This is a genomic window from Streptococcus marmotae, from assembly GCF_001623565.1.
GTDB classification, from domain to species: domain Bacteria; phylum Bacillota; class Bacilli; order Lactobacillales; family Streptococcaceae; genus Streptococcus; species Streptococcus marmotae.
Map to the genome: position 1 here is coordinate 41,375 of NZ_CP015196.1, position 19,390 is coordinate 60,764.

At 40.8% G+C, this 19,390-nt stretch carries 21 protein-coding genes and 1 pseudogene; 2 read left to right on the forward strand and 20 right to left on the reverse strand.

The features are described from left to right. Positions 1-267: 267 nt before the first annotated feature. The 10 genes from A4H00_RS00175 to tmk all read right to left on the reverse strand — a co-directional run bounded on the left by A4H00_RS00175 (position 268) and on the right by tmk (position 7,104). Positions 268-621: an arsenate reductase family protein gene (locus tag A4H00_RS00175; RefSeq protein ID WP_067085819.1), complete on the reverse strand. Its 354-nt coding sequence runs from the start codon at positions 619-621 to the stop codon at positions 268-270. Further along, entirely contained in the window at positions 615-1,115 is a 501-nt protein-coding gene (locus A4H00_RS00180; protein ID WP_099092145.1) for a methylated-DNA--[protein]-cysteine S-methyltransferase, read from the reverse strand. Before A4H00_RS00180 ends, A4H00_RS00175 begins: the two co-directional genes overlap by 7 nt. Next, positions 1,105-1,308: a DUF6440 family protein gene (locus tag A4H00_RS00185; protein ID WP_067085825.1), complete on the reverse strand. Its 204-nt coding sequence runs from the start codon at positions 1,306-1,308 to the stop codon at positions 1,105-1,107. Before A4H00_RS00185 ends, A4H00_RS00180 begins: the two co-directional genes overlap by 11 nt. Next, positions 1,308-2,492 (reverse strand): phosphoglycerate dehydrogenase, encoded by a 1,185-nt coding sequence (locus A4H00_RS00190; RefSeq protein ID WP_067085828.1) that lies wholly within the window; start codon positions 2,490-2,492, stop codon positions 1,308-1,310. Before A4H00_RS00190 ends, A4H00_RS00185 begins: the two co-directional genes overlap by 1 nt. A gap of 54 nt (positions 2,493-2,546) precedes the next feature. Further along, positions 2,547-3,107 carry a GNAT family N-acetyltransferase gene (locus tag A4H00_RS00195; protein ID WP_067085831.1) on the reverse strand — a complete coding sequence of 187 codons (561 nt, stop codon included), beginning with the start codon at positions 3,105-3,107 and terminating at the stop codon, positions 2,547-2,549. After that, positions 3,107-4,198, reverse strand: coding sequence for a 3-phosphoserine/phosphohydroxythreonine transaminase (serC, locus tag A4H00_RS00200; RefSeq protein ID WP_067085834.1), 1,092 nt, complete (start codon positions 4,196-4,198; stop codon positions 3,107-3,109). The genes A4H00_RS00195 and serC overlap by 1 nt, the downstream gene beginning before the upstream one ends. 180 nt (positions 4,199-4,378) lie before the next feature. Further along, a complete protein-coding gene (rsmI, locus tag A4H00_RS00205; protein WP_067085837.1) occupies positions 4,379-5,239 on the reverse strand; it encodes a 16S rRNA (cytidine(1402)-2'-O)-methyltransferase in 861 nt (286 codons plus the stop codon). Between the two features lie 2 nt (positions 5,240-5,241). Beyond that, positions 5,242-5,559, reverse strand: coding sequence for a DNA replication initiation control protein YabA (gene yabA / locus A4H00_RS00210; protein ID WP_067085840.1), 318 nt, complete (start codon positions 5,557-5,559; stop codon positions 5,242-5,244). 3 nt (positions 5,560-5,562) lie between these two features. Continuing rightward, on the reverse strand, positions 5,563-6,468 hold the full coding sequence (locus A4H00_RS00215; protein ID WP_067085842.1) for a DNA polymerase III subunit delta': 906 nt from the start codon (positions 6,466-6,468) through the stop codon (positions 5,563-5,565). 3 nt (positions 6,469-6,471) lie between these two features. Further along, positions 6,472-7,104, reverse strand: a complete 633-nt coding sequence (gene tmk / locus A4H00_RS00220) for a dTMP kinase (protein ID WP_067085845.1) — start codon at positions 7,102-7,104, stop codon at positions 6,472-6,474. A gap of 260 nt (positions 7,105-7,364) precedes the next feature. On the opposite strand from tmk, the gene A4H00_RS00225 reads away from it, so the two are divergent. Continuing rightward, a complete protein-coding gene (locus A4H00_RS00225) occupies positions 7,365-8,228 on the forward strand; it encodes a YitT family protein (protein ID WP_067085848.1) in 864 nt (287 codons plus the stop codon). Positions 8,229-8,374: 146 nt separating this feature from the next. Here A4H00_RS00225 and A4H00_RS00230 read toward each other — a convergent pair whose 3' ends face one another. From A4H00_RS00230 to A4H00_RS00240, 3 genes are all read right to left on the reverse strand, one after another. Beyond that, positions 8,375-9,031, reverse strand: coding sequence for a CBS domain-containing protein (locus A4H00_RS00230; RefSeq protein ID WP_067085851.1), 657 nt, complete (start codon positions 9,029-9,031; stop codon positions 8,375-8,377). Positions 9,032-9,287: 256 nt separating this feature from the next. Beyond that, positions 9,288-9,662, reverse strand: coding sequence for a hypothetical protein (locus A4H00_RS00235; protein WP_067085854.1), 375 nt, complete (start codon positions 9,660-9,662; stop codon positions 9,288-9,290). A gap of 11 nt (positions 9,663-9,673) precedes the next feature. After that, positions 9,674-11,743 carry an ATP-binding cassette domain-containing protein gene (locus tag A4H00_RS00240; RefSeq protein ID WP_067085857.1) on the reverse strand — a complete coding sequence of 690 codons (2,070 nt, stop codon included), beginning with the start codon at positions 11,741-11,743 and terminating at the stop codon, positions 9,674-9,676. 312 nt (positions 11,744-12,055) lie between these two features. On the opposite strand from A4H00_RS00240, the gene A4H00_RS00245 reads away from it, so the two are divergent. Continuing rightward, the gene (locus A4H00_RS00245) at positions 12,056-12,613 is read left to right on the forward strand and encodes a hypothetical protein (RefSeq protein ID WP_067085860.1); all 558 of its coding nucleotides are present in this window, start codon (positions 12,056-12,058) and stop codon (positions 12,611-12,613) included. Between the two features lie 263 nt (positions 12,614-12,876). On the opposite strand, the pseudogene A4H00_RS12390 reads toward A4H00_RS00245, so the two are convergent. The 7 genes and pseudogenes from A4H00_RS12390 to A4H00_RS00275 form a co-directional block, all read right to left on the reverse strand. Continuing rightward, a pseudogene (locus tag A4H00_RS12390) lies at positions 12,877-12,988 on the reverse strand (IS200/IS605 family transposase); the annotation flags it as partial. 257 nt (positions 12,989-13,245) lie between these two features. Next, positions 13,246-14,307: a zinc-dependent alcohol dehydrogenase family protein gene (locus tag A4H00_RS00250; RefSeq protein WP_067085862.1), complete on the reverse strand. Its 1,062-nt coding sequence runs from the start codon at positions 14,305-14,307 to the stop codon at positions 13,246-13,248. A gap of 403 nt (positions 14,308-14,710) precedes the next feature. After that, on the reverse strand, positions 14,711-15,421 hold the full coding sequence (locus A4H00_RS00255; protein WP_067085865.1) for an ABC transporter ATP-binding protein: 711 nt from the start codon (positions 15,419-15,421) through the stop codon (positions 14,711-14,713). Next, the gene (locus A4H00_RS00260) at positions 15,421-16,185 is read right to left on the reverse strand and encodes an ABC transporter ATP-binding protein (protein ID WP_067085866.1); all 765 of its coding nucleotides are present in this window, start codon (positions 16,183-16,185) and stop codon (positions 15,421-15,423) included. Before A4H00_RS00260 ends, A4H00_RS00255 begins: the two co-directional genes overlap by 1 nt. Continuing rightward, positions 16,185-17,135, reverse strand: coding sequence for a branched-chain amino acid ABC transporter permease (locus tag A4H00_RS00265; protein WP_067085868.1), 951 nt, complete (start codon positions 17,133-17,135; stop codon positions 16,185-16,187). Before A4H00_RS00265 ends, A4H00_RS00260 begins: the two co-directional genes overlap by 1 nt. 2 nt (positions 17,136-17,137) lie before the next feature. Continuing rightward, entirely contained in the window at positions 17,138-18,025 is an 888-nt protein-coding gene (locus tag A4H00_RS00270) for a branched-chain amino acid ABC transporter permease (protein ID WP_067085871.1), read from the reverse strand. A 146-nt stretch (positions 18,026-18,171) separates the two neighbouring features. After that, positions 18,172-19,356: an ABC transporter substrate-binding protein gene (locus A4H00_RS00275; RefSeq protein ID WP_067085881.1), complete on the reverse strand. Its 1,185-nt coding sequence runs from the start codon at positions 19,354-19,356 to the stop codon at positions 18,172-18,174. Between the last annotated feature and the right edge of the window lie 34 nt (positions 19,357-19,390).

Consider the following 19,390-nt stretch of genomic DNA (forward strand, 5'->3'; position numbering starts at 1 on the left):
CTCTCTTTTTCTCCATAATCCTCTAAATCATAACCATACTTCTTAGCATTTATGTGCAGACAAAAAAAGCCAATAAGGTACCCATCTTCCTGATCAAGTATTGCGACCGGATACCTATCCCTATCTTTTTTTGACATTTCAATAATATTTTGGGGAGTATCGGTATGCGTACTGTCACATAAAGAATAGGACTGCAATAAACGGCCATGTTCAATTTCATGATACAAGGATAGTGTCACCATCATTAGCTCATTTATCTTTCTTCTCTTACAACCCTAGTGCTCTATACTCTGTTCGATAACCAATCTGCAGGATTTTGCCGTCCTGAATGAGTAAAGGGCGCTTGATGAGCATACCGTCATTTGCTAGTAGGTCCAAGGCTTGATCGACTGTCAACTGGTCAAATTTGTCTTTTAACCCAAGAGCACGATAGCTATTGCCAGAGGTATTGAAATATTTCTTGAGCTCAAGCCCCGTCGCTTCCATCCACTCTTTTAACTGACTCGCTTTGGGTGGATTGGTTTTAATATCAATCGCCTCAAATGCAAGTCCCAGAGCTTGTAACTCAGCCTTGGCTGCTCGACAGGTTGAGCATTTTGGGTATTCATAAAATGTTAACATGTATTGTCCTCTTTTTTCATTGATGATTCATGGGCGAGTAGCCAAATTTTCTTCTCAAGACCCGCCGCGTAGCCTGTCAATTGCCCCTTACTACCTACTACTCGGTGGCAAGGAATCAGAATCGCAATCGGATTTTTCCCCACCGCACCACCGACTGCTTGACCAGAAGCCATACCCAAGCGCTTGGCAATTTGACCATAGGTCATGGTCTGCCCACCGGGGATTTCTTGTAGCACTTGCCAAACAGTTTCTTGAAATGGTGTGGCAGGAACGTCCAGCGCTAAAGTGGAAACATCAACTGTCCGACCAGCAAAATAATCATCTAACAAGGAGACGGCTTGTCTTAGGACAGGGTGTTCTGTCATGATTGGTTTTTCTGTGATACCACGTTCAAAATGCTGTTGATTCTCAAACCAAATACCGCGTAATCCTTTATCTGTTGCAATGATAGACAGCTCCCCTAGCGGTGATGAATACAGGCATTTATAGTACATCATCTTGGAATTTCTTATTGATGTTTGGCTTTCCTTCTGGATTCAACAAGGGACGCAATTCCTCATCCCCTAGACGGAGATACTCGACACCAGTTTCCTTATCAACCCAGAGGGCTGTAATGAGATTCACTTGAAAGACTTCAAAGCGTTCTTTTAATTCTTTCACATATTCTTTTCGTTCTTGTTTATCCATTAGTTTTTCCTACCTTCGATGATACGAACCTTGACAATATTCTCATCACTTTCAAATTGCTCAGCAAGTGCCTTGATTTTTTCCTTATCTGCCTCATCCAAGTCAAGCATAGTGTAAGCATAATCACCTTTCGAACGATTTAAGATATTGTCAATATTGATATTTAAGCTAGATACAGCTGTCGAAATCTTAGCCACCATATTTGGCACATTTTTATTGATCAAGGTAATCCGAAATGGTGTTGATAAGGCTTGGTGCATATTTGGGAAATTAACCGAGTTCGTAATTTCTCCTGTTTCCATAAAACGACGAATGGTCTGACCAGCCGCAATGGCACAGTTTAGCTCAGCTTCCTCTGTTGAACCACCAACATGGGGGAAAACTGTAATGTGGGGCTTGTTGAGTAAGTCTTCTGTTCCGAAATCTGTCACATAGTGACCAACAACTCCTGTTGCAATAGCATCAAACAAGTCCTGATGATTCACCAATTCTCCACGAGCAAAGTTGATAATGGTCGTTCCTTTTTTCATCATCGCAAATGCTTGCGCATTGAACAAGTCACGTGTCTGTTCCGTTAGCGGTACGTGAACTGTGATGTAATCTGACTGCGCAAAAATCTCCTTCAAATCAGCAACACGTTTGACATGGCTTGAAATGCTCCATGCAGTTTCAACCGATACGTAAGGATCGTAGCCCAAAACGTTCATTCCCAAACGGCGAGCATCATTTGCTATTCTGGCTCCAATGGCACCTAGTCCAATGACACCAAGAGTTTTCCCTGTAATTTCTGTTCCTGCAAAGGCTTTTTTCCCAGCTTCAATCTGTTTTGGCACATCATCACCTGATAGAGTGTTGGTCCATGCGCTAGCGCTAATATAGTCACGCGCAGAGAGTAAAATAGAGGCTAGAACTGCTTCTTTTACCGCATTAGCATTGGCTCCCGGTGTGTTAAAAACGACAATTCCTTGGGCTGTTGCTTCTTCGATTGGAATGTTGTTGGTTCCTGCACCTGCACGAGCAATCGCTTTTAGATTCTCAGGAAAAGCAACACCATGTAAATTTTCAGAGCGAATAATAAAAGCATCTGGATTAGCTGCCTGATCTCCATCAATCTGAAATTGATTTCCCAGTTCTTTCAAGCCAATTTGATTAATATTGTTAAAAGTTCGTACACTAAATACCATGTTATTTCCTAAAAGGGAGTGGCTATCCCCATTCCCTTCTCTTTCTATTCTTTTTTAGTCATTTCTTCCTAGCAACCAGCGGTCATCTTCTGCAATTTCCTGATACAAACTGGTTTCTTGCTTACTTTTTATTTTCTGATAGGCTAAGCGCTCCCCGTCAATTGGAACTTTCCCACAATAGACAAAGCCTAATTTTTCCAAGATATGCTGCATGGGCAGATTTTTTTCATGGGTGTCGCATCGAAAATCTGGACCCTTTTGTCCTTCAATCAGGCCCTGTAAAAAGGTCTGAATGATTTGTTGCCCACGAAACTGTTGCGCAACTGCTATGCGGTGAAAAGTGGTGTAGATAAAATTATTGTGCTGCCATTTTCCGTCATAAATCTCGTTATAGGCTGGTTCATTACCGACTTGGACAGCTGTATAGGCTGCTACCTGTCCCTCTACAATTGCCACATAGCCACGACCTGATAAAATATCCTCAAAGACATCCTCCTGACTTGGATAGACTCCTTGCCACTGGCTACTACCCGATTGGTCTAAAAAATCACGAGCATCTTGAAAAATCTGACAAATCGCAGTCACTTCATTGGGGTGAGCAAGTCGAATTTCCATTAGGCATTCTCCTCTTCAAATTTCTTCATAAAGGCAATCAGATCAACCACTCCTTGGCGGGGAAAAGCGTTATAAAGACTAGCTCGCATACCGCCGACTGAACGGTGACCCTTGATATTTTTAAAACCTGCTGCGGTCGCTTCTTTGACAAATTTTGCATCAAGTTCTGGACTTGGCGATACAAAAGGAATGTTGGCTACCGAACGTTCTTCAACCTTGCGCACTGGATTCGTGTAAAAGGCTGATTGGTCAATGTAATCGTACAAAAGGCCTGATTTTTCACGGTTGAGTTTTTCCATTTGGTCGACCCCACCGATTTCCTTGACCCATTCAAAGACGAGTTTCGAAATGTAGATAGAATAAGCTGGTGGTGTATTGTAGAGCGATTCATTTTCCGCTTGAATGCGGTAATCCAACATGCTTGACAAGACTGGCTCATCATTCAAGAAATCCTCACGGACAATCACGACTGTCACACCTGCAGGACCAATGTTTTTCTGCGCACCTGCATAAATCATGGCAAAATCTTCCACACGATAGCGAGCTGCCAAAATATTGGATGACATGTCTGCAATGACTGGGACACCATTGGTATCTGGAATCGTATAAACAGCTGTTCCTTCAATGGTATTGTTGGTGGTCAAGTGGACATAGGCTGCCTCAGGGTCGATTGTATTCTTATCAAAACTTGGCAGTTCTGCGTAGGTAATGTCTTCTGTCGAGCCCAGTAAAATCGGCTCAAAAGCGATTGTTTTAGAGAGTTTGACTGCTTCTGTATAAGCTTTTTTCCCCCATGAACCACCTGCTAGATAATAGGCTTTCTTGCCACGAGCAAAATTAAGTGGAATCATGGTAAATTCAAGCGAAGCGCCGCCTTGTAAGAACAAAACTTTATAGTTGTCTGGAATGTCCATTAACTCTCGCAAAGTCGCTTCAGCTCCCTTGATAATGTCATCAAACTCCTTGGAGCGATGCGACATCTCTAATACACTCATCCCTGAGCTTTTGTAATCCAGTAATTCAGCCTGTGCTTTTTCTAAGACAGGGGTGGGCAATACTGCAGGACCTGCAGAAAAATTATAGATTGTCATCATACTCCTCCGACATAAAAAAGATTTTGTTTATTATATCACAAATTTTCAGACAATTCCATCATTTTCCCCTACCTTAGACCAGTTATTTGCCTTTTGAGAATAAGAAAACACGAGACAGAAAAAATCCTAGCCTCGTTCAAACTTATTAACGTGTCTGAAATGGTAACTTCTAGCTCACTAGAGCCCATGATAGAGATCATAGACTTCTTGCTTTTTGAGTTGATAGCGCTTGGCTACTTCCTTTATTGCTTGATTGGGCTTATGACCAGCCGCAATCAGCTTATCCACCTCTACTACTAGATTTCCTTTATCTGCTACAAGGACCTCATCTTCTGCGTAACCCGCTACGATAATTAGACATTCACCTTTTAAAGGATTTTCTGAAATAGAGGACACAACTTCACTAATCTGTCCACGTTGGTATTCTTCATACAGTTTTGTCAATTCACGAACCACAACCACAGAGCGATTTCCATAGACAGCCTGCATATTTTCCAAAGTCGCTTTGACCCGATGTGGTGATTCGTAGAAAATTTGTGTTTCTGGATAATGCTTTTTCTCTTCAAAAAATGCTTTTTGCTGACCAGATTTCCGTGGCAAAAATCCATAAAAAATATGCGGTTGAGGCGCTAGACCAGAAGCAATCAAAGCTGTAATCCCAGCCGATGCCCCCGGCAGTGCAACAACTGGAATGTTTTCTGCAATCGCGGCTTTGACCAAATCATGCCCTGGATCTGAGATACTTGGAAGTCCCGCATCTGACACCTGAGCGATTGATTGACCGGAACGCAACATGTCGAGTAAGATGGGAATTTTTTCGTAGGCATTATGCTCATGAAAGGAAATCTGCCGCGTCTCAATCTCAAAATGTTTCAGCAAAAGTCCTGTATTACGTGTGTCTTCTGCCGCAATACTATCGACCTCTTTTAGAACTCCAATCGCTCGAAAGGTCATATCCTGAAGATTACCAATCGGTGTCGGAACAAGGTATAGGGTGCCATAGGGCAGGGAGTGTTTGACTGATTTTTGAATCTGCATAGTTACTCTCTATTCAATAATTCTTCACAAAACAGACATGGCTCAACGCTATCCGCACGTTGACCATAAAAGCCTGAGCAAATATGAAAGCCATCGTCATAGATACTTTTCAAATTTTCTTTTCCAAAATTGGCTGTCCGATTCTGTTCACGGTCTTCTTTTTCTAGGCGTTCCCGTAATTTGGAATTCTCTAAGCGTAGCGCAGCATTTTCTTCGATGACCCCTCGCAAGTGTTTCTTAATCGCATCAACTTCTGCAATCGTAACCAGTAAGTTGTTTGAAAAACCTTCTAGGGCATCAAAAATCTCTTTCTTATCCATTCTCTATCCTTTCACTTGTTTTTCTGTTGCTAATACCCAATATTCTAAGGCGTTTTGTAAGCTAACATTGCTTTGCCATTGCCGGCGTGCTAGTTGTAGATGTTCTAAGTATATCAAGACATGTGGCTCTCTCATTCGATCTGCTAATAGGAGGGTAAGCAAATCTAGCAACCTTGCCTGTTCTCCTTTTTCACCAACGAGGCGTACCAAGACACCTATCTGCAGATAGGCTTGATCAGACTGAGTCAGCAGCAGGTCGAGCCATTTTTTAGCGAATGTTAGTAGATCCAAAAAAGGTTTATGGCTGGCCAATTGTTTCGCTTCTTCGATATTTTCGACCAGACGAGCAATCAACTGGGCCTGCGTTTTTAACAAGCCTTCTTCTTCCAACAACCGCTCTAAAATTGGTACATTTTTGGGAAAAGTCACTAACTGTGCCCGGCTTTTGATGGTTGGTAAAACGGCTTGCTCCTGACTGGTCAATAAAAAAATATGACTGTCACTCTGAGGCTCTTCTATCACTTTCAAGAGAGAATTGGCAGCATTTGGATGCATTTTTTCCGCATCACGAATAATAAAGACCTGTTGAGTAGACTCAAAACCAGACTGTGAAAATTGCTTGACCAGATCTCGAATGGTCTCTGTCTTAATCGTATTGCCCTGGGGACGGATAATTGTCACATCTGTAAACTCATCTTCTTCAATCAAGCGACAGGTTCGACAATGACCACAAGGAGCATATCCGTCCTTCTCCTCACAAAAAATCGCCTGACTCAGAAAGATAGCCATTTCAAAACTCGCAAAATTACCTGAAAAGAGATAGGCATGCGCTAACCGTTCTTGTTGCAAAACCAGTTGAAAAGACTGGAATAACTGAGGTTGTAGTCGTTGTAATTCTTCTTTTTTCATCGTTTATCTAAAAAAGCGGTCATAGATAGCAGTATAGGCTGCCTCTACCACTTTCTCCACATTCTCAGAAGCATCAATCTTCACCACACGCTCTGCTTCCTTGTCTACAATCGTTAAATACCCTTTTCGCACACGCTCGTGCAAATCCAAGGTTTCCATATCCAGTCGATCAACATCCCGATGCTTGTTTCGAGCAATCCGAGCCAGTCCTTCTTCGACATCAATATCAAAATAGAGGGTCAAATCTGGCTTGATACCGTCTGTAGCATACTGGTTTAACCAATCAATGGCTTCAATATCAAGCCCTCGGCCAAAACCTTGATAGGCAACAGAGGAGTCGATAAAGCGATCTACTAGTAACAGGGCGCCATCTTCTAAGGCTGGGATAATCCGCTCTTTCAAATGCTGGCGTCTTGCCGCAATGTAAAGCAATAATTCTGTCTTATCATCCATCGCTGTATTCTGAGGATTTAGGATAACCGAGCGAATTTCTTCTGCAATAGCCACACCGCCTGGCTCACGAGTCGTGATGACTTGCTTTCCTAATGCTTCCAAGCGAGGCACCAATTCTTGTAAGACCGTTGTCTTTCCTGCACCATCTGGTCCTTCCAATGTGATAAACATTCCTTGTGTCATACGAATCCCCTACTTTATGATATTCTTTGCGTTTCTCTTACTTGACTGTATAATCGTTCCACTTTCACTTAGTCTTGGACAACATGTCGTAGGAATAACCGCAGTTGGGTCAGGCAAGCAACAACCGACTAAGTGAAACAGAGTAACTACACTTCTTTTTATTCTACCAAAAAAGCCAGGAAAAAGCACTTTTTATTTGTCTTGTGAATCCGTTTTAAATCTGTTAGAATGAGAATAGGCGAAACGAAGGGAGACGGGCAATGCTACGAGCCAAAAATCTTTTTTTTATTCTAATAGGAGCAGGGCTATTTTCTTTTGGTCTCTACTATTTAATTATTCCAAACCATCTCTATGAAGGCGGTGCAACGGGTATTAACCTCATCCTTTACTATCTGTTTGGGATTCAACCCTGGCTCATGAATATTCTCATCAATATTCCTCTGTTTATCATTGGTTGGAAAATTCTAGGAAAACGGACTCTCTATTACAGCCTAGTAGGCACACTTGGCGTAACTGCTTGGCTAGCCATATTTGAGCATATCCCTATTACCATTCCATTAGAAAATGACCTCATTTTAGTTGCTATTCTAGGAGGGATTCTTATGGGAGCTGGTCTGGGAATAATTTTCAAGGCTGGGGGAACGACTGGAGGAAGTGACATTTTAGCCCGTATTGGTCACAAGTATACTTCTTATACGATTGGGCAAATTATCCTAGCTTTTGATATCTTTGTCTTAACCCTTACTATTCTGGTCTTTCATGATTTAAGAAATGTTCTCTATACGCTCATGATGGTCACCATTGTCTCCCGTGTGATTGACTTTATCAGCGACGGAAATTACGGAAGTAAAGGCGTTATGATTGTCTCTGAAAAATCACATGAGTTGGCGCAAGCGATTGACGAAAATATCGAACGTGGGATTACACTGATTAAAGCACAGGGCTTTTATAGTCGAAAAGAGATTGATATGGTTTATTCCGTCATTTATAAAAGTCAGCTACAAGAAATGAAAGAACTAATCCACCGCATTGATCCCCATGCCTTCATCACAATTACGGATGCCCATGAAGTTTTAGGCGAAGGATTTACACTTGATAGCAATAAACAACCCTTTGAAAAATAAGAATGTGCCATTCATTCAAATCGAATAGCTTTTCTATTCCTTTCAAACTAATCTATAAGAGAAGTGTACTCGCTATTTAGTATGACAACTCTCGCTGTCTCTAGAGTACCGATTATCCTAACAGAAAAAGAGCACGTTGCTCTTTTTTATATTTTCTTCGTTTCAGTTGGCACCATACTATCCACTTTGATATTGGCCTGTTCAAACGTGTCTGCTAACTGCTGACTGTCGACCTTTCCTTCAATCTGTACCTCGATGACCACACTACCTGACTTATCCGCAATCTGGACAGTGCTGACAATGTTGTAGCCTTTTTCTGAAATCAATCTGATAATCTTTTCCAGCTCACCAGCCTTATTTTCTACCAAAAAGCGCACGCGCACGCCTGCTTCACCATAACCAGACACATGTAGAAAGGCCGCAAAGACATCGCGATCTGTAATGATCCCTGCCATTTGATCATTGTCCACAACCGGCAAAATACCAACCTTATTTTTGTACATCAAGTAAACGGCATCTTCTAGGCTGGCAAATTTCGACACAGTAATGACATCTCGTATCATGACATCACGAACCTTGGTTTTGTTCAAGAGATAATTCATCTCATAGATAGACAGACTGGTCGCCTTTGACGGGCTAGCCTCTGCAATTGTTCCTTCAGTGACAAGTCCAATCAACTTATCATTTTCAATAACGGGTAAACGGTGAATCGCTTGCTCCCGCATCAATTCAGCGGCATGTGCAATCGTCGTATCCGGGGAAATGTAGACCACCTTTCGTGTCATAAAATCTTTAACTGCCATATGCAATCCTCCTCGTCTCTTCTATAACTCTAGTATACCACAAATCAGAAAACGATTTCAATTTTTATTGAAAAAAAGTGAAATTTTTTCTTTAATACACAATCTTCTCGTACTCGTTACTTCCTGATACATTCAAAAAAGGAATGGGAGAGAACTCGCAGTATCAAGACGCTCTCTTGTTTCTAAGCTCACTCCCACCCCACTAATGACATCTTCAGTTTACCATAAAGCAACTATCATACAGATTTATTAAAGTCTAGAAATCTATTGAGAAATAATGCTGTCCTTCCCAGAGATTCACAGCGCCCCAAGGAGAGTTTACACCAGCGCCAATGATGACACTTCCATTTGCTCGTTCTCCATAAGGAATGGAACTTTTCCATGTTGAGCGGTTGCTAATCGTATTAGGGAAAATCGTCCAATCTGTAAAATACATATTTGTCACAGAACCACTATTGCTATTTGAGTAGCCCGAAGCATGAAACGTCACATTGAGAACATGCAAACCGACTAAACTATGCCCATCAAGGGTCTGATAATGGGTCTCAAATCCAGCACTCACCCTGCTACCAATGAACATAGTGAGAAAACTAAGTACCAATAAGACTACTTTTATCCGTTTCCTTTTCATTTTTAACTACCTCATCTATTCGTCCGCAGTGTATCAACGATCGACTGTTTACAGGTTTGATAGATTGGCATCAGACCACTAATCGTCAATACAGTAAAGGTGAGACAAAGAAGCCACATGATAGAGTTTAGGTAAAACTGAATGATATCCTGTAAGTGTAATTGGAGTACCTGCATTGGAAGAACTGCTAAAATAAAAAGTATGCTTGCAGAAATAAGGAAAATCCTTCTGCCATACAGCAGTAATTCTTTAAAGAACAGCACAAGAACTTGTTTCGTCTGATAGCCTAAGGCTTTTAAGATGCCAACCTCAAATCGTCTTGTACGGTTCACCAAATAAAATACAAATGATAAAATAGCGACTACCAATACTAACAATACGCCTGAAATGAGCAGTAAGAAGTTTTGGATATACTGCAAACCTTTGCTGAATTGTTCATAATTCTCAAAAGAGGACACAATTGAAAATTTCGAAGAAAGAGCTTTAATGCGCTGAACTTCTTGCGGAATAGTTTGGCTATCTTTTACAATTAGATGAACCGCACTTGGAGACCAGGCTTTCAGATTAAATCCACCAAGAGTCGTCTCTTTAAGGGGATTTTCAGCAATAGCTTCATCTTGAATCCTTTTCATCTGCTGACTATCCATAAATAGAGAATTGCTATATGGAGAATAGTCAAAAGGATACTCAGACTTTACAATCCCTAAAACGTTGAACGTCCTCTCTTGCTTGACATACAAATCTCCATCTCCTTTAAAAATGACCCCTTCTTTTTCAATACTATTTTCATACAGAGCAATCGGAACGTAAAAAGAAACCGACACCTCTGATCCAGCAACGATATTTTTTAATTTCTCATTATTGATAAATTGCTCTGATAGATATACTCCCTCTGTCTGTGTGTTATCAAAATATTGAATCTGTCGTTGAGTTGTATTGGTAGCAAACAAAGGCTGGATAGAATACGGTTTACTCAGTGATACCGTCTGCCCATTAATCGTTACAGATGGCTCTGTACTTCGTCCAGCTGTTAGATAATCGCGAGCATTTTCAACAGTCATGCCAATACTGGGAAATTCCATATAGGGCTGAACAGATTCTATTTGGCCACTATCCTTTATCTGATTTATTTCTTCACTGGTCAGACTTAAAAAATCGTCCATCACTTTTTTGGTATTCAACTGTAGCGTATCATGAATTACCAAGAAACCATTTTCCAAAGATTGACTCACTAAAGATTGGTAGCGACTTGCAAATAAAGATTGGATATTAAACGACGCAACAGCTATCGCTACTACTAGTGAAACAAAGGCAGATAGCAACCGTGGGAGGGGATGTCTCCTATGCTTTTGTAGGGGAATCGAAACTTTCGTCCGTATCCTCGCTTGCCACTCTCCTGCTTCTTCCATAGATTGTCTGATTGTTCCTCCAATGAGGTGCTTATCTTGAAAATGAAGCTGCTCATCACCGATTGCAATAACAGTTGGATCATGGGATACCACTATGACAATTTTATTGAACTTCCTAGCAAGATCCTCTAAGAGTGAACAAACCAGCCACTTATTTTCATCGTCTAAAGAATTTGTCGGTTCATCTGCTAAAATGATGTTCTTATCGGCAACTAAGGCACGGGCAATCGCAACTCTCTGCTCCTCGCCACCAGATAAATCTTCCGGATAGCGATCCAATAAGTCTTCAATCCCCATTTCTTTTAAAATCGTTTCAATCCGTAGTTCCTTACTTGCCTCGGACTCCGCATAAAATTGCAAGGGCAGCAGTAAATTTTCCTTCACCGTTAAATCGTTTAAAAGATTTTGTTGTTGAAATACAAAAGCTACCTCCTCGGCGATAAACAGAGATGTTAATGCAGGATTATCACTGTCAATTCGCTGACCGTCAAAAAAATACTCCATCGCTGAATCACTTGCTGCCACTAGCCCAATCTTATTCAACAGAGAGGATTTTCCGACACCTGATTTCCCATAAATTGTATAGAGATTTCCTCTGTGAAACTGAAGATGTGTAGTTTCTAGCAAGACTTTTTCTGAATAAGCTAGGCGAACATTTCTCAAATCTAACATAAAAACCTCCTTTTGTAACCGCTTTCTTTCGATTTTATTATACACTTTTTTAAAAGTTTTTTCAATTATTTTTATGCTTTTTATACCTAGAACGTATGTATGAGTCTGGGACAGACCAGGGTAAGCGCGTCGCGCTCATCCTGATTTGTCCCACTCCCCTTTAGTGCTTTTTTATACTATTTTTATGTAGAATTCCCATCGTCAATCTTCTTATTATAACATAAAAACGCTTTCAATAACAGACTTGTTTTTTGGGAAAATTTGCTTTACAATTAAATTGAAAAAATTTAATTGATATAAGGAGGCTGTCTTATGAACACTACGCTAAAAAAATCATTTTTGGTTTCTAGTGCCATTGTTTTATTATCTAGTAATATTGTTCCTATTGTTGTTTTAGCCGAAGAAGCTAACACTAATGTTGGATACATGCCGACTGAATCGGTTGAAAATGTTGTCTATTTTTCTAACAGTGATGTTCATAAAGCTGCTGAGAATTTATATAATCAAGATGTATTCACTAAAGAACAATATCAAAAAATATGTTCTATATTTGCTCAGCGTCTAGGTGTAAAAGGAGTAAATAAGGTTGTTAATTTAGGAAATGGAATGACTGATGTTTATATTAATAATATTACATGGTCTGCGATGGTGGCTGCTGGCGGGGGTGCTATGGGATTATTGTTGGGAGCTATACCACATATAAGTGCTAGTGTGGCAGGAATGATTGGAGCGATAGGTGGCGGTGTCGGAGGTGCTTATTTGAGCGCTGACCGAGGTGTTATTGTCAGATTGAAACAAGTCTATGAGCCACCTACACAAATTTCAGGTGCAAAGCTTTACCCTAAAGTGATAGGGATTAGAGAACAATGATTGAAATTTTTAAAGATATTGTTGTCTATATTGTTGTAAACATTCTCCCCCGTATTTCTATTATATTGGGATATATTATTATGAGGTATATAAAAGCTAAAAAACAAAAAAGAAGCTAGGTCGAAAATCCAATGTCATTAAGTTAAGAGAGTTTATTCCCATTATTTAGAATAAACTCTCTTTTTCTATGCTAAACCAAAGTTAAGGAGGTGGCTGCTATGTTGAACACTATCAAACATCGTTTCTTAAAAAGAATGGTATCGTTTTAAGTCCCCCATGAAACTGAATACAGTTATCCGTAGAGGGGACTAACATGTGAACGTCGTCTGGCACCAGATGTCCTTCTATAATTTCTACTCCCTTGTAACTGTATAATCAATGTGGTGGAGCACATCCATTTTGTGCGCAATAAACTATCTACCTTTGGTGCCATATTAGTATCTCCTTTCGCTTTACAGTAGTAGGCTTGAACACTTTTATTGTAGCGCATTTGGAGAGTTTTTAGGTGTACCCTTTCGGAGCGATACAGACTAAAACTCACATAATTAAAAGGACTGAGCCAGTGCAATACAGAGCGCAGTCCTTGCTTTAAAATATTTTCTAACTTTTAGAGACTAGTGCCCTCCCTTTCATTACGCTTCTGGTGAGATGTCATTTTCGATAATGACTTTAATGGCATGGTGATCAGCAGCTTTTGAGAATACCTTGTAAGCTTCTTCGATTTCACTGAGTTTGAAGTAGTGAGTAACCAATTTTTCAGGAGCAATCTTATGAGATTCCATAGCCTTCAACAATTGTGGCGTTGTATTGGTAGAAACAAGGCCTGTTGTTACGTTAATGTTGCGAATCCATAGACGATCCAAATCAAATTGAACAGGCACACCGTGTACTCCGGCATTCGCAATTGTACCATCGATTGCGATAATCTTTTGACAGAAGTCAAATGTTGCTGGGATACCAACTGCTTCAATGGCAACGTCAACCCCACGGCCATCTGTTAAATCAAAGATTTCTTGAATTGCTTTTTCTGTATCAGCAGAATTTACTTTGTGAGTCGCACCAAATGAAAGAGCAGTCTCTAAACGGTTGTCATCCAAATCCACCATGATAATCTTCGCTGGTGAATAGAATTGTGCAGTAAGAAGAGCTGCCAAACCAACAGGTCCTGAACCAATAATCGCAACGGTACAGCCTGGCTCTACTTTTCCTTTGATAACACCGATTTCATAACCAGTTGGAAGAATGTCTGATAGCATAACGAGAGCTTCATCTGACACACCTTCTGGAGTGTGGTAAAGTGTATTGTCTGCATGCGGTACACGTAGATATTCTGCATGTGTACCATCAATCAAGTGACCAAAAATCCATCCACCTTCATCTTCACAGTGGGCATAAATCCCTTTACGACAATAGTAACATTTTCCACATGCACAGACACAAGAAACTAAGACTTTATCGCCTTTTTTGAAGTTTGTAACACCTTCACCAACTTCTTCGACAATCGCAATACCTTCGTGACCTAAAATCCGACCACTTTCAACAACTGGAACATCTCCCTTGATGATATGAAGGTCTGTTCCACAAATTGTTGTTTTCAACATACGAACCACAGCATCGGTTGGTTTGCGGACCACTGGTTTTTCAACATCAACAAAGGCTGCTTCGCCTGGTTTAACATATGTATAAGCTTTCATAAGCTTTCTCCTTTTGTGAATCTTTTTACCATGTTAGTATAGCATGATTTTTTTGTTTTTGCAAGCGGTTTCTTATAAATTTTAAAGTTTTTTTCAAAAACAAAAAGAGAGTGAGACTCAATCGGTATTCGCAGAAATCGATTATCCTCACTCCTTTATTTCTAGGTTCTGGCTAAACGAATCCACTGGATTCGTTTACTCTCACCCCCGCAAGGTTGACGTGATTTGTAGAATGTTGATTTATCAACATTCTACAAACCCGACAATCCTTGCTTTCAAATTTCTAGGCTCAGGTATCAATAGTCACTCCCCTAACTATTGATAGGCGTCAAACTGTTACATCTATAAAAGAATCGAGGCTGGACACTTTGTCTCAGCCTCTTATCACTATCACATTTCACTCTTAGCCACCGAGATAAGCTTTACGAACTTCATCAGAAGCGAGCAACTCTTGACCGGTCCCCGATAAGACAATCTTTCCTGTTTCAAGGACGTAGCCTCGATCTGCAATAGAAAGCGCCTTGTTGGCATTTTGTTCAATCAAGAGCACAGTTGTCCCTTGTTTTTGAATATCTTGAATAATATCAAAAATTTCTTGAATGAAAATAGGTGCAAGCCCCATAGAAGGCTCATCAAGGAGCAATAATTTTGGTTGACTCATGAGAGCACGCCCCATCGCAAGCATTTGCTGCTCTCCTCCTGAAAGGGTTGCTGCATCTTGATTCTTACGTTCTTCTAAACGTGGGAAACGAGCGAAAATCTTTTTCAAGTTAGCTTGGTTTTCTTCGCGATTATTGCGCAAAAATGCACCCATTTCCAAGTTTTCCATAACGGTCAGTCCTGCAAAAACATGGCGTCCCTCTGGCACTTGAGACAAGCCATCTGCTACAATTTTACGAGCTGGAACACGTTGGATTTCATTTCCTAAAAAGCTAATCGTCCCAGAAGATGGACGTACCAAGCCTGAAATAGTTCGTAAGATAGAGGTCTTGCCTGCACCATTTGCACCAATTAGTGTAACCACTTCTCCTTCATTGACTTCAAAGGATACATTTTTTACTGCTTCGATGACACCGTAATGGACGGACAAATTTTCCACTTTTAACATTGACATTAGGCCTCACCTCCTAGATAAGCTTCGATAACACGTTTATTGGTTTTGATTTCCTCTGGTGTGCCATGTGCAATCAGGCGACCATATTCCAAGACATAGATTCTCTCTGTAACTTCCATGACCAAGCTCATATCATGCTCAATCAGCATAATCGTAATGTTGAACTCATTTTTGATTTTACGAATCAATTGAGTTAATTCAGCCGTTTCCTGTGGGTTCATCCCTGCTGCTGGCTCATCAAGAAAGAGAATTTTGGGTTTAGTTGCTAAGGCACGTACAATTTCCAAACGGCGTTGTTGTCCGTAAGGAAGATTCTTGGCCAAGGTATCTGCATCCTTATCCAAATCAAAGATTTTTAAGAGTTCAATGGCTTTTTCACGTAGAGCTACCTCATTCTTGTAAAAGGCTGGTAGGCGGAAAAAACTGGCAAGGACATGACTTTTTCCATGATTGCTCAAGCCAATCAAGACATTTTCCAAAACCGTCATATCTTTGAACAGTCGAATATTTTGGAAGGTCCGTCCCAATCCTAGAGAAGCAATTTTAGAAGGCGCCTTCCCATTTAAGGTAGTACCTGCTAAACTAATCGTGCCTTCACTGGGCTCGTAGACACCTGTCAAGAGATTAAAGAGGGTTGTCTTTCCTGCACCATTTGGTCCAATCAAGCCGACCAATTCACCCTCGTGTAATTCCATTGTGACATCACCAACAGCAGTTAAACCGCCGAAATTTTTGGTTAATTTTTGTACATCAAGAAGTGCCATTAGTTCGCATCCTCCTTCTTCTTGAAGAATCGAGCAAAGGATAATTCCTTCGTTCCTAAAAGACCACCTGGACGGAAAATCATGAGCAAGATAAGGGCAAGTGAGTAGATAATCATGCTGACACTTGCATAGCTCTTGAGGTAAACATTTAAGACGCCTAGGACAATCGCTGCAACAAAGGTTCCCGTAATAGAGCCAAGTCCCCCCAATACGATGATAATCAAAATATTGACAGAGGTCATGAACGCAAAGTCTTTTGGTACAATCGTACCAACATAGCCTGCATGGAGACCACCCGCAATAGCTGCTGTCATGGCACCAAAGACAAAGGCAATGACCTTCATTTTAGTAGGATTCACCCCGACAGATTCTGCTGCAATTTCGTCTTCACGGACAGAAATAACCGTCCGTCCCATAGGACTACGTAGGAAGTTCACAGTGAAAATCGTTGTAATCACCACAAAAGCATAGACTAATTGCCAGTTGGTAAAGAGAGGAATTCCCATAATCCCAGCTGCGCCGTTCGTTACTTTTCCACCATTGATAATAAAAATACGGATAATCTCTGCCACACCAAGCGTTGCGATTGCTAGATAATCTCCTTTCAAACGGAGAGTTGGCAAACCAACCAAGAGGGCTACTCCACCTGCAAGTACCATTCCAACGAGTAGCGAAATAGCAAAACCTGCATAGCTAGGCATCATTTTCCCGAGAACACCAACTGAGTAAGCACCAATAGCCATAAAACCAGCATGCCCAAGTGAGAATTGACCTGAAAAGCCAACAATCAAGTTCAAACCGACTGCCATGATGATGTTAATCCCAATTTGTTGTACTACTTGGATATAGTAGAAGTTCAAGATACCTGTTGCAACGAGTCCTTGAATGACTCCAAAACCAGCTAGTAAAACAGCTAGCCAAATTGCATTTACTTTTAGATTTCTTGCCATGATTACACCTTCTCTTTCACGTTTTTGCCAAGAATACCACTTGGTCTTACCAATAAAATGATAATCAAGACAATGTAGACAATCGCATCACGGAAGGTATCTAAGCCAATAACATAGGTAAAGGTTTCAATGACTCCGATAACAAAGCCACCTAGCGCAGCACCAGGAATAATTCCGATTCCGCCTAGAACCGCAGCAACGAAGGCTTTCAAACCAGGTGTCATCCCCATAAGTGGCTCAATCTGGTTGTAGTATAAACCGAGTAAGACCCCTGCTGCTCCTGCCAAGGCTGACCCTAACGCAAAAGTAAAGCTAATCGTACGATTGACATTGATTCCCATTAGCTGTGCTGCATCGCTATCAACAGAAACAGCACGCATGGCTTTCCCCATCTTTGTTTTCTGAACAATCAACTGCAAGGCTACCATCAAGAAGAGAGACACTCCCAAGATAATCAATTGGATACTGTCCACGGTAATAGGGCCAAGGTTAAATTTTGTTGCATCTAAGACCTGCGGAAAAGGCTTGACATCCGCGGTGAAGAAATAAACCATGATGTATTCCAAGAAGAAGGAAACGCCAATCGCTGTAATCAAGGCTGCGATACGAGTTGAATTCCGTAACGGTCGATAGGCTAAAAATTCAATTACAACGCCTAAAATTGCTGTTCCAATCATGGTAGCAATCAAGGCAACGAACAAGCGGAGACCACCATTTGAAATAAAGGTTAGCTTATTTAAAAAATAATATCCCATAAAGGCTCCCATCATGTAGAGATCCCCGTGGGCGAAGTTAATCAGTTTGATAATTCCATATACCATTGTATACCCCAAGGCCAACAAGGCATACACAGAACCTAAAATCAAACCATTGACCAGTTGTTGAAGCATGTGTTCACCAAACTTTCTAAAAAATTGATACTAGCTCCTGTCCTAATACAGGGCTATTCTTTGACTGTCTATACATGGCAATGGAGTCTGGGACAATCGTCCTAGACTCCTTGCTTGTATCAGTAAATAATAATGACTATTATTGATTATTTAGCGGTTTCTGCTAGAGATACTGTATCAACTGTGTCTGCTTTACCGTCTTTCAAGCTCACCACGTAAACAGATTTTACAACGTTGTGGTCTTTGTCGATAGACATTTTACCAGTTACACCGTCAAAGTCTTTCAAAGCAGCCAATTTATCTTTTACTTCTACAGAGTTTTTAGTTCCTTTTGATGCTTCTGCTGCCATATAAACTGAGTCATAAGCAAGTGCTGAGAACATTGAAGGCTCTTCACCGTATTCTTTCATATACGCATCGTGGAATCCTTTGGCACGGTCGCTTGCTGACGGAACAAAGGCAGAAAGGTAGTAAACTTTGTTGGCTGCTGAAGCTGTTGCCAATTCTGCAAACAATGGTGAGTCAAAACCGTCTGAACCAAGGATTGGTTTGTCAATACCAAGACCACGTGCTTGTTTGACGATTGTCCCTGTTTCATTGTAGTAACCTGGCATGATAATGGCATCAAAGTCAAGACCTTTTAATTTTGTAAGGGCTGCTTGGAAATCTTTATCACCTGAAGCAAAGGTAATAGTTGAGACAATCTCACCCTTGTAAGCATTTTGGAAGGATTCTGCAACACCTTTACCATAATCTGAAGAGTTATCATAGTAAAGAACAACTTTCTTAGCGTTCAAGTTCTTTGTCGCATATTCTGCCATGATTTCACCTTGGTATCCATCCGTAAAGGTTGTACGGAAGAAGAAATCTTGTACTTTTCCTTCGCTGTTCACAACGAGGTCTGTTTGCGTTCCTGAAGGAGTAATCATTGGTACACCTGCAGCTGTTACGTTTGCGATAGAAGCGCCTGACGCACCTGAAGTTGCAGGGCCGATGATAATATTTACACCTTCACTAGCAAGGCTGGTTGCAACAGTCGCTGCTTCAGCAGTTTCTGATTTGTTGTCTTTCGCAACTACTTCGATTTTTTTACCGTCAACACCACCTGCTGCATTGATTTCTTTTACAGCAAGGTCAGCACCATTTTTTTCTGTTTGACCATAAGATGAAACAGCACCTGACAATTCTAAGTTATAACCGATTTTCAATGTATCTTCTTTTAATTCCGTACCAGTCGCAGATGAGTTGGTGCTCGATACATTTCCGCAGGCAGCAAGAAGCGCTGCAGAAGCAAAGCTAAGCAATGCTAATTTGAATTTACTTGTTTTCATAAAAACTCCTTAAAACTTTCTTAATTTTTGCGAT

What these genes read in the sequence shown, in the direction of transcription:
- A4H00_RS00175 (WP_067085819.1), bottom strand. Translation starts at nt 621, where the DNA reads ATGTTAACATTTTATGAATACCCAAAATGCTCAACCTGTCGAGCAGCC.
- A4H00_RS00180 (WP_099092145.1), bottom strand. Translation starts at nt 1,115, where the DNA reads ATGTACTATAAATGCCTGTATTCATCACCGCTAGGGGAGCTGTCTATC.
- A4H00_RS00185 (WP_067085825.1), bottom strand. Translation starts at nt 1,308, where the DNA reads ATGGATAAACAAGAACGAAAAGAATATGTGAAAGAATTAAAAGAACGC.
- A4H00_RS00190 (WP_067085828.1), bottom strand. Translation starts at nt 2,492, where the DNA reads ATGGTATTTAGTGTACGAACTTTTAACAATATTAATCAAATTGGCTTG.
- A4H00_RS00195 (WP_067085831.1), bottom strand. Translation starts at nt 3,107, where the DNA reads ATGGAAATTCGACTTGCTCACCCCAATGAAGTGACTGCGATTTGTCAG.
- serC (WP_067085834.1), bottom strand. Translation starts at nt 4,198, where the DNA reads ATGACAATCTATAATTTTTCTGCAGGTCCTGCAGTATTGCCCACCCCT.
- rsmI (WP_067085837.1), bottom strand. Translation starts at nt 5,239, where the DNA reads ATGCAGATTCAAAAATCAGTCAAACACTCCCTGCCCTATGGCACCCTA.
- yabA (WP_067085840.1), bottom strand. Translation starts at nt 5,559, where the DNA reads ATGGATAAGAAAGAGATTTTTGATGCCCTAGAAGGTTTTTCAAACAAC.
- A4H00_RS00215 (WP_067085842.1), bottom strand. Translation starts at nt 6,468, where the DNA reads ATGAAAAAAGAAGAATTACAACGACTACAACCTCAGTTATTCCAGTCT.
- tmk (WP_067085845.1), bottom strand. Translation starts at nt 7,104, where the DNA reads ATGACACAAGGAATGTTTATCACATTGGAAGGACCAGATGGTGCAGGA.
- A4H00_RS00225 (WP_067085848.1), top strand. Translation starts at nt 7,365, where the DNA reads ATGCTACGAGCCAAAAATCTTTTTTTTATTCTAATAGGAGCAGGGCTA.
- A4H00_RS00230 (WP_067085851.1), bottom strand. Translation starts at nt 9,031, where the DNA reads ATGGCAGTTAAAGATTTTATGACACGAAAGGTGGTCTACATTTCCCCG.
- A4H00_RS00235 (WP_067085854.1), bottom strand. Translation starts at nt 9,662, where the DNA reads ATGAAAAGGAAACGGATAAAAGTAGTCTTATTGGTACTTAGTTTTCTC.
- A4H00_RS00240 (WP_067085857.1), bottom strand. Translation starts at nt 11,743, where the DNA reads ATGTTAGATTTGAGAAATGTTCGCCTAGCTTATTCAGAAAAAGTCTTG.
- A4H00_RS00245 (WP_067085860.1), top strand. Translation starts at nt 12,056, where the DNA reads ATGAACACTACGCTAAAAAAATCATTTTTGGTTTCTAGTGCCATTGTT.
- A4H00_RS00250 (WP_067085862.1), bottom strand. Translation starts at nt 14,307, where the DNA reads ATGAAAGCTTATACATATGTTAAACCAGGCGAAGCAGCCTTTGTTGAT.
- A4H00_RS00255 (WP_067085865.1), bottom strand. Translation starts at nt 15,421, where the DNA reads ATGTCAATGTTAAAAGTGGAAAATTTGTCCGTCCATTACGGTGTCATC.
- A4H00_RS00260 (WP_067085866.1), bottom strand. Translation starts at nt 16,185, where the DNA reads ATGGCACTTCTTGATGTACAAAAATTAACCAAAAATTTCGGCGGTTTA.
- A4H00_RS00265 (WP_067085868.1), bottom strand. Translation starts at nt 17,135, where the DNA reads ATGGCAAGAAATCTAAAAGTAAATGCAATTTGGCTAGCTGTTTTACTA.
- A4H00_RS00270 (WP_067085871.1), bottom strand. Translation starts at nt 18,025, where the DNA reads ATGCTTCAACAACTGGTCAATGGTTTGATTTTAGGTTCTGTGTATGCC.
- A4H00_RS00275 (WP_067085881.1), bottom strand. Translation starts at nt 19,356, where the DNA reads ATGAAAACAAGTAAATTCAAATTAGCATTGCTTAGCTTTGCTTCTGCA.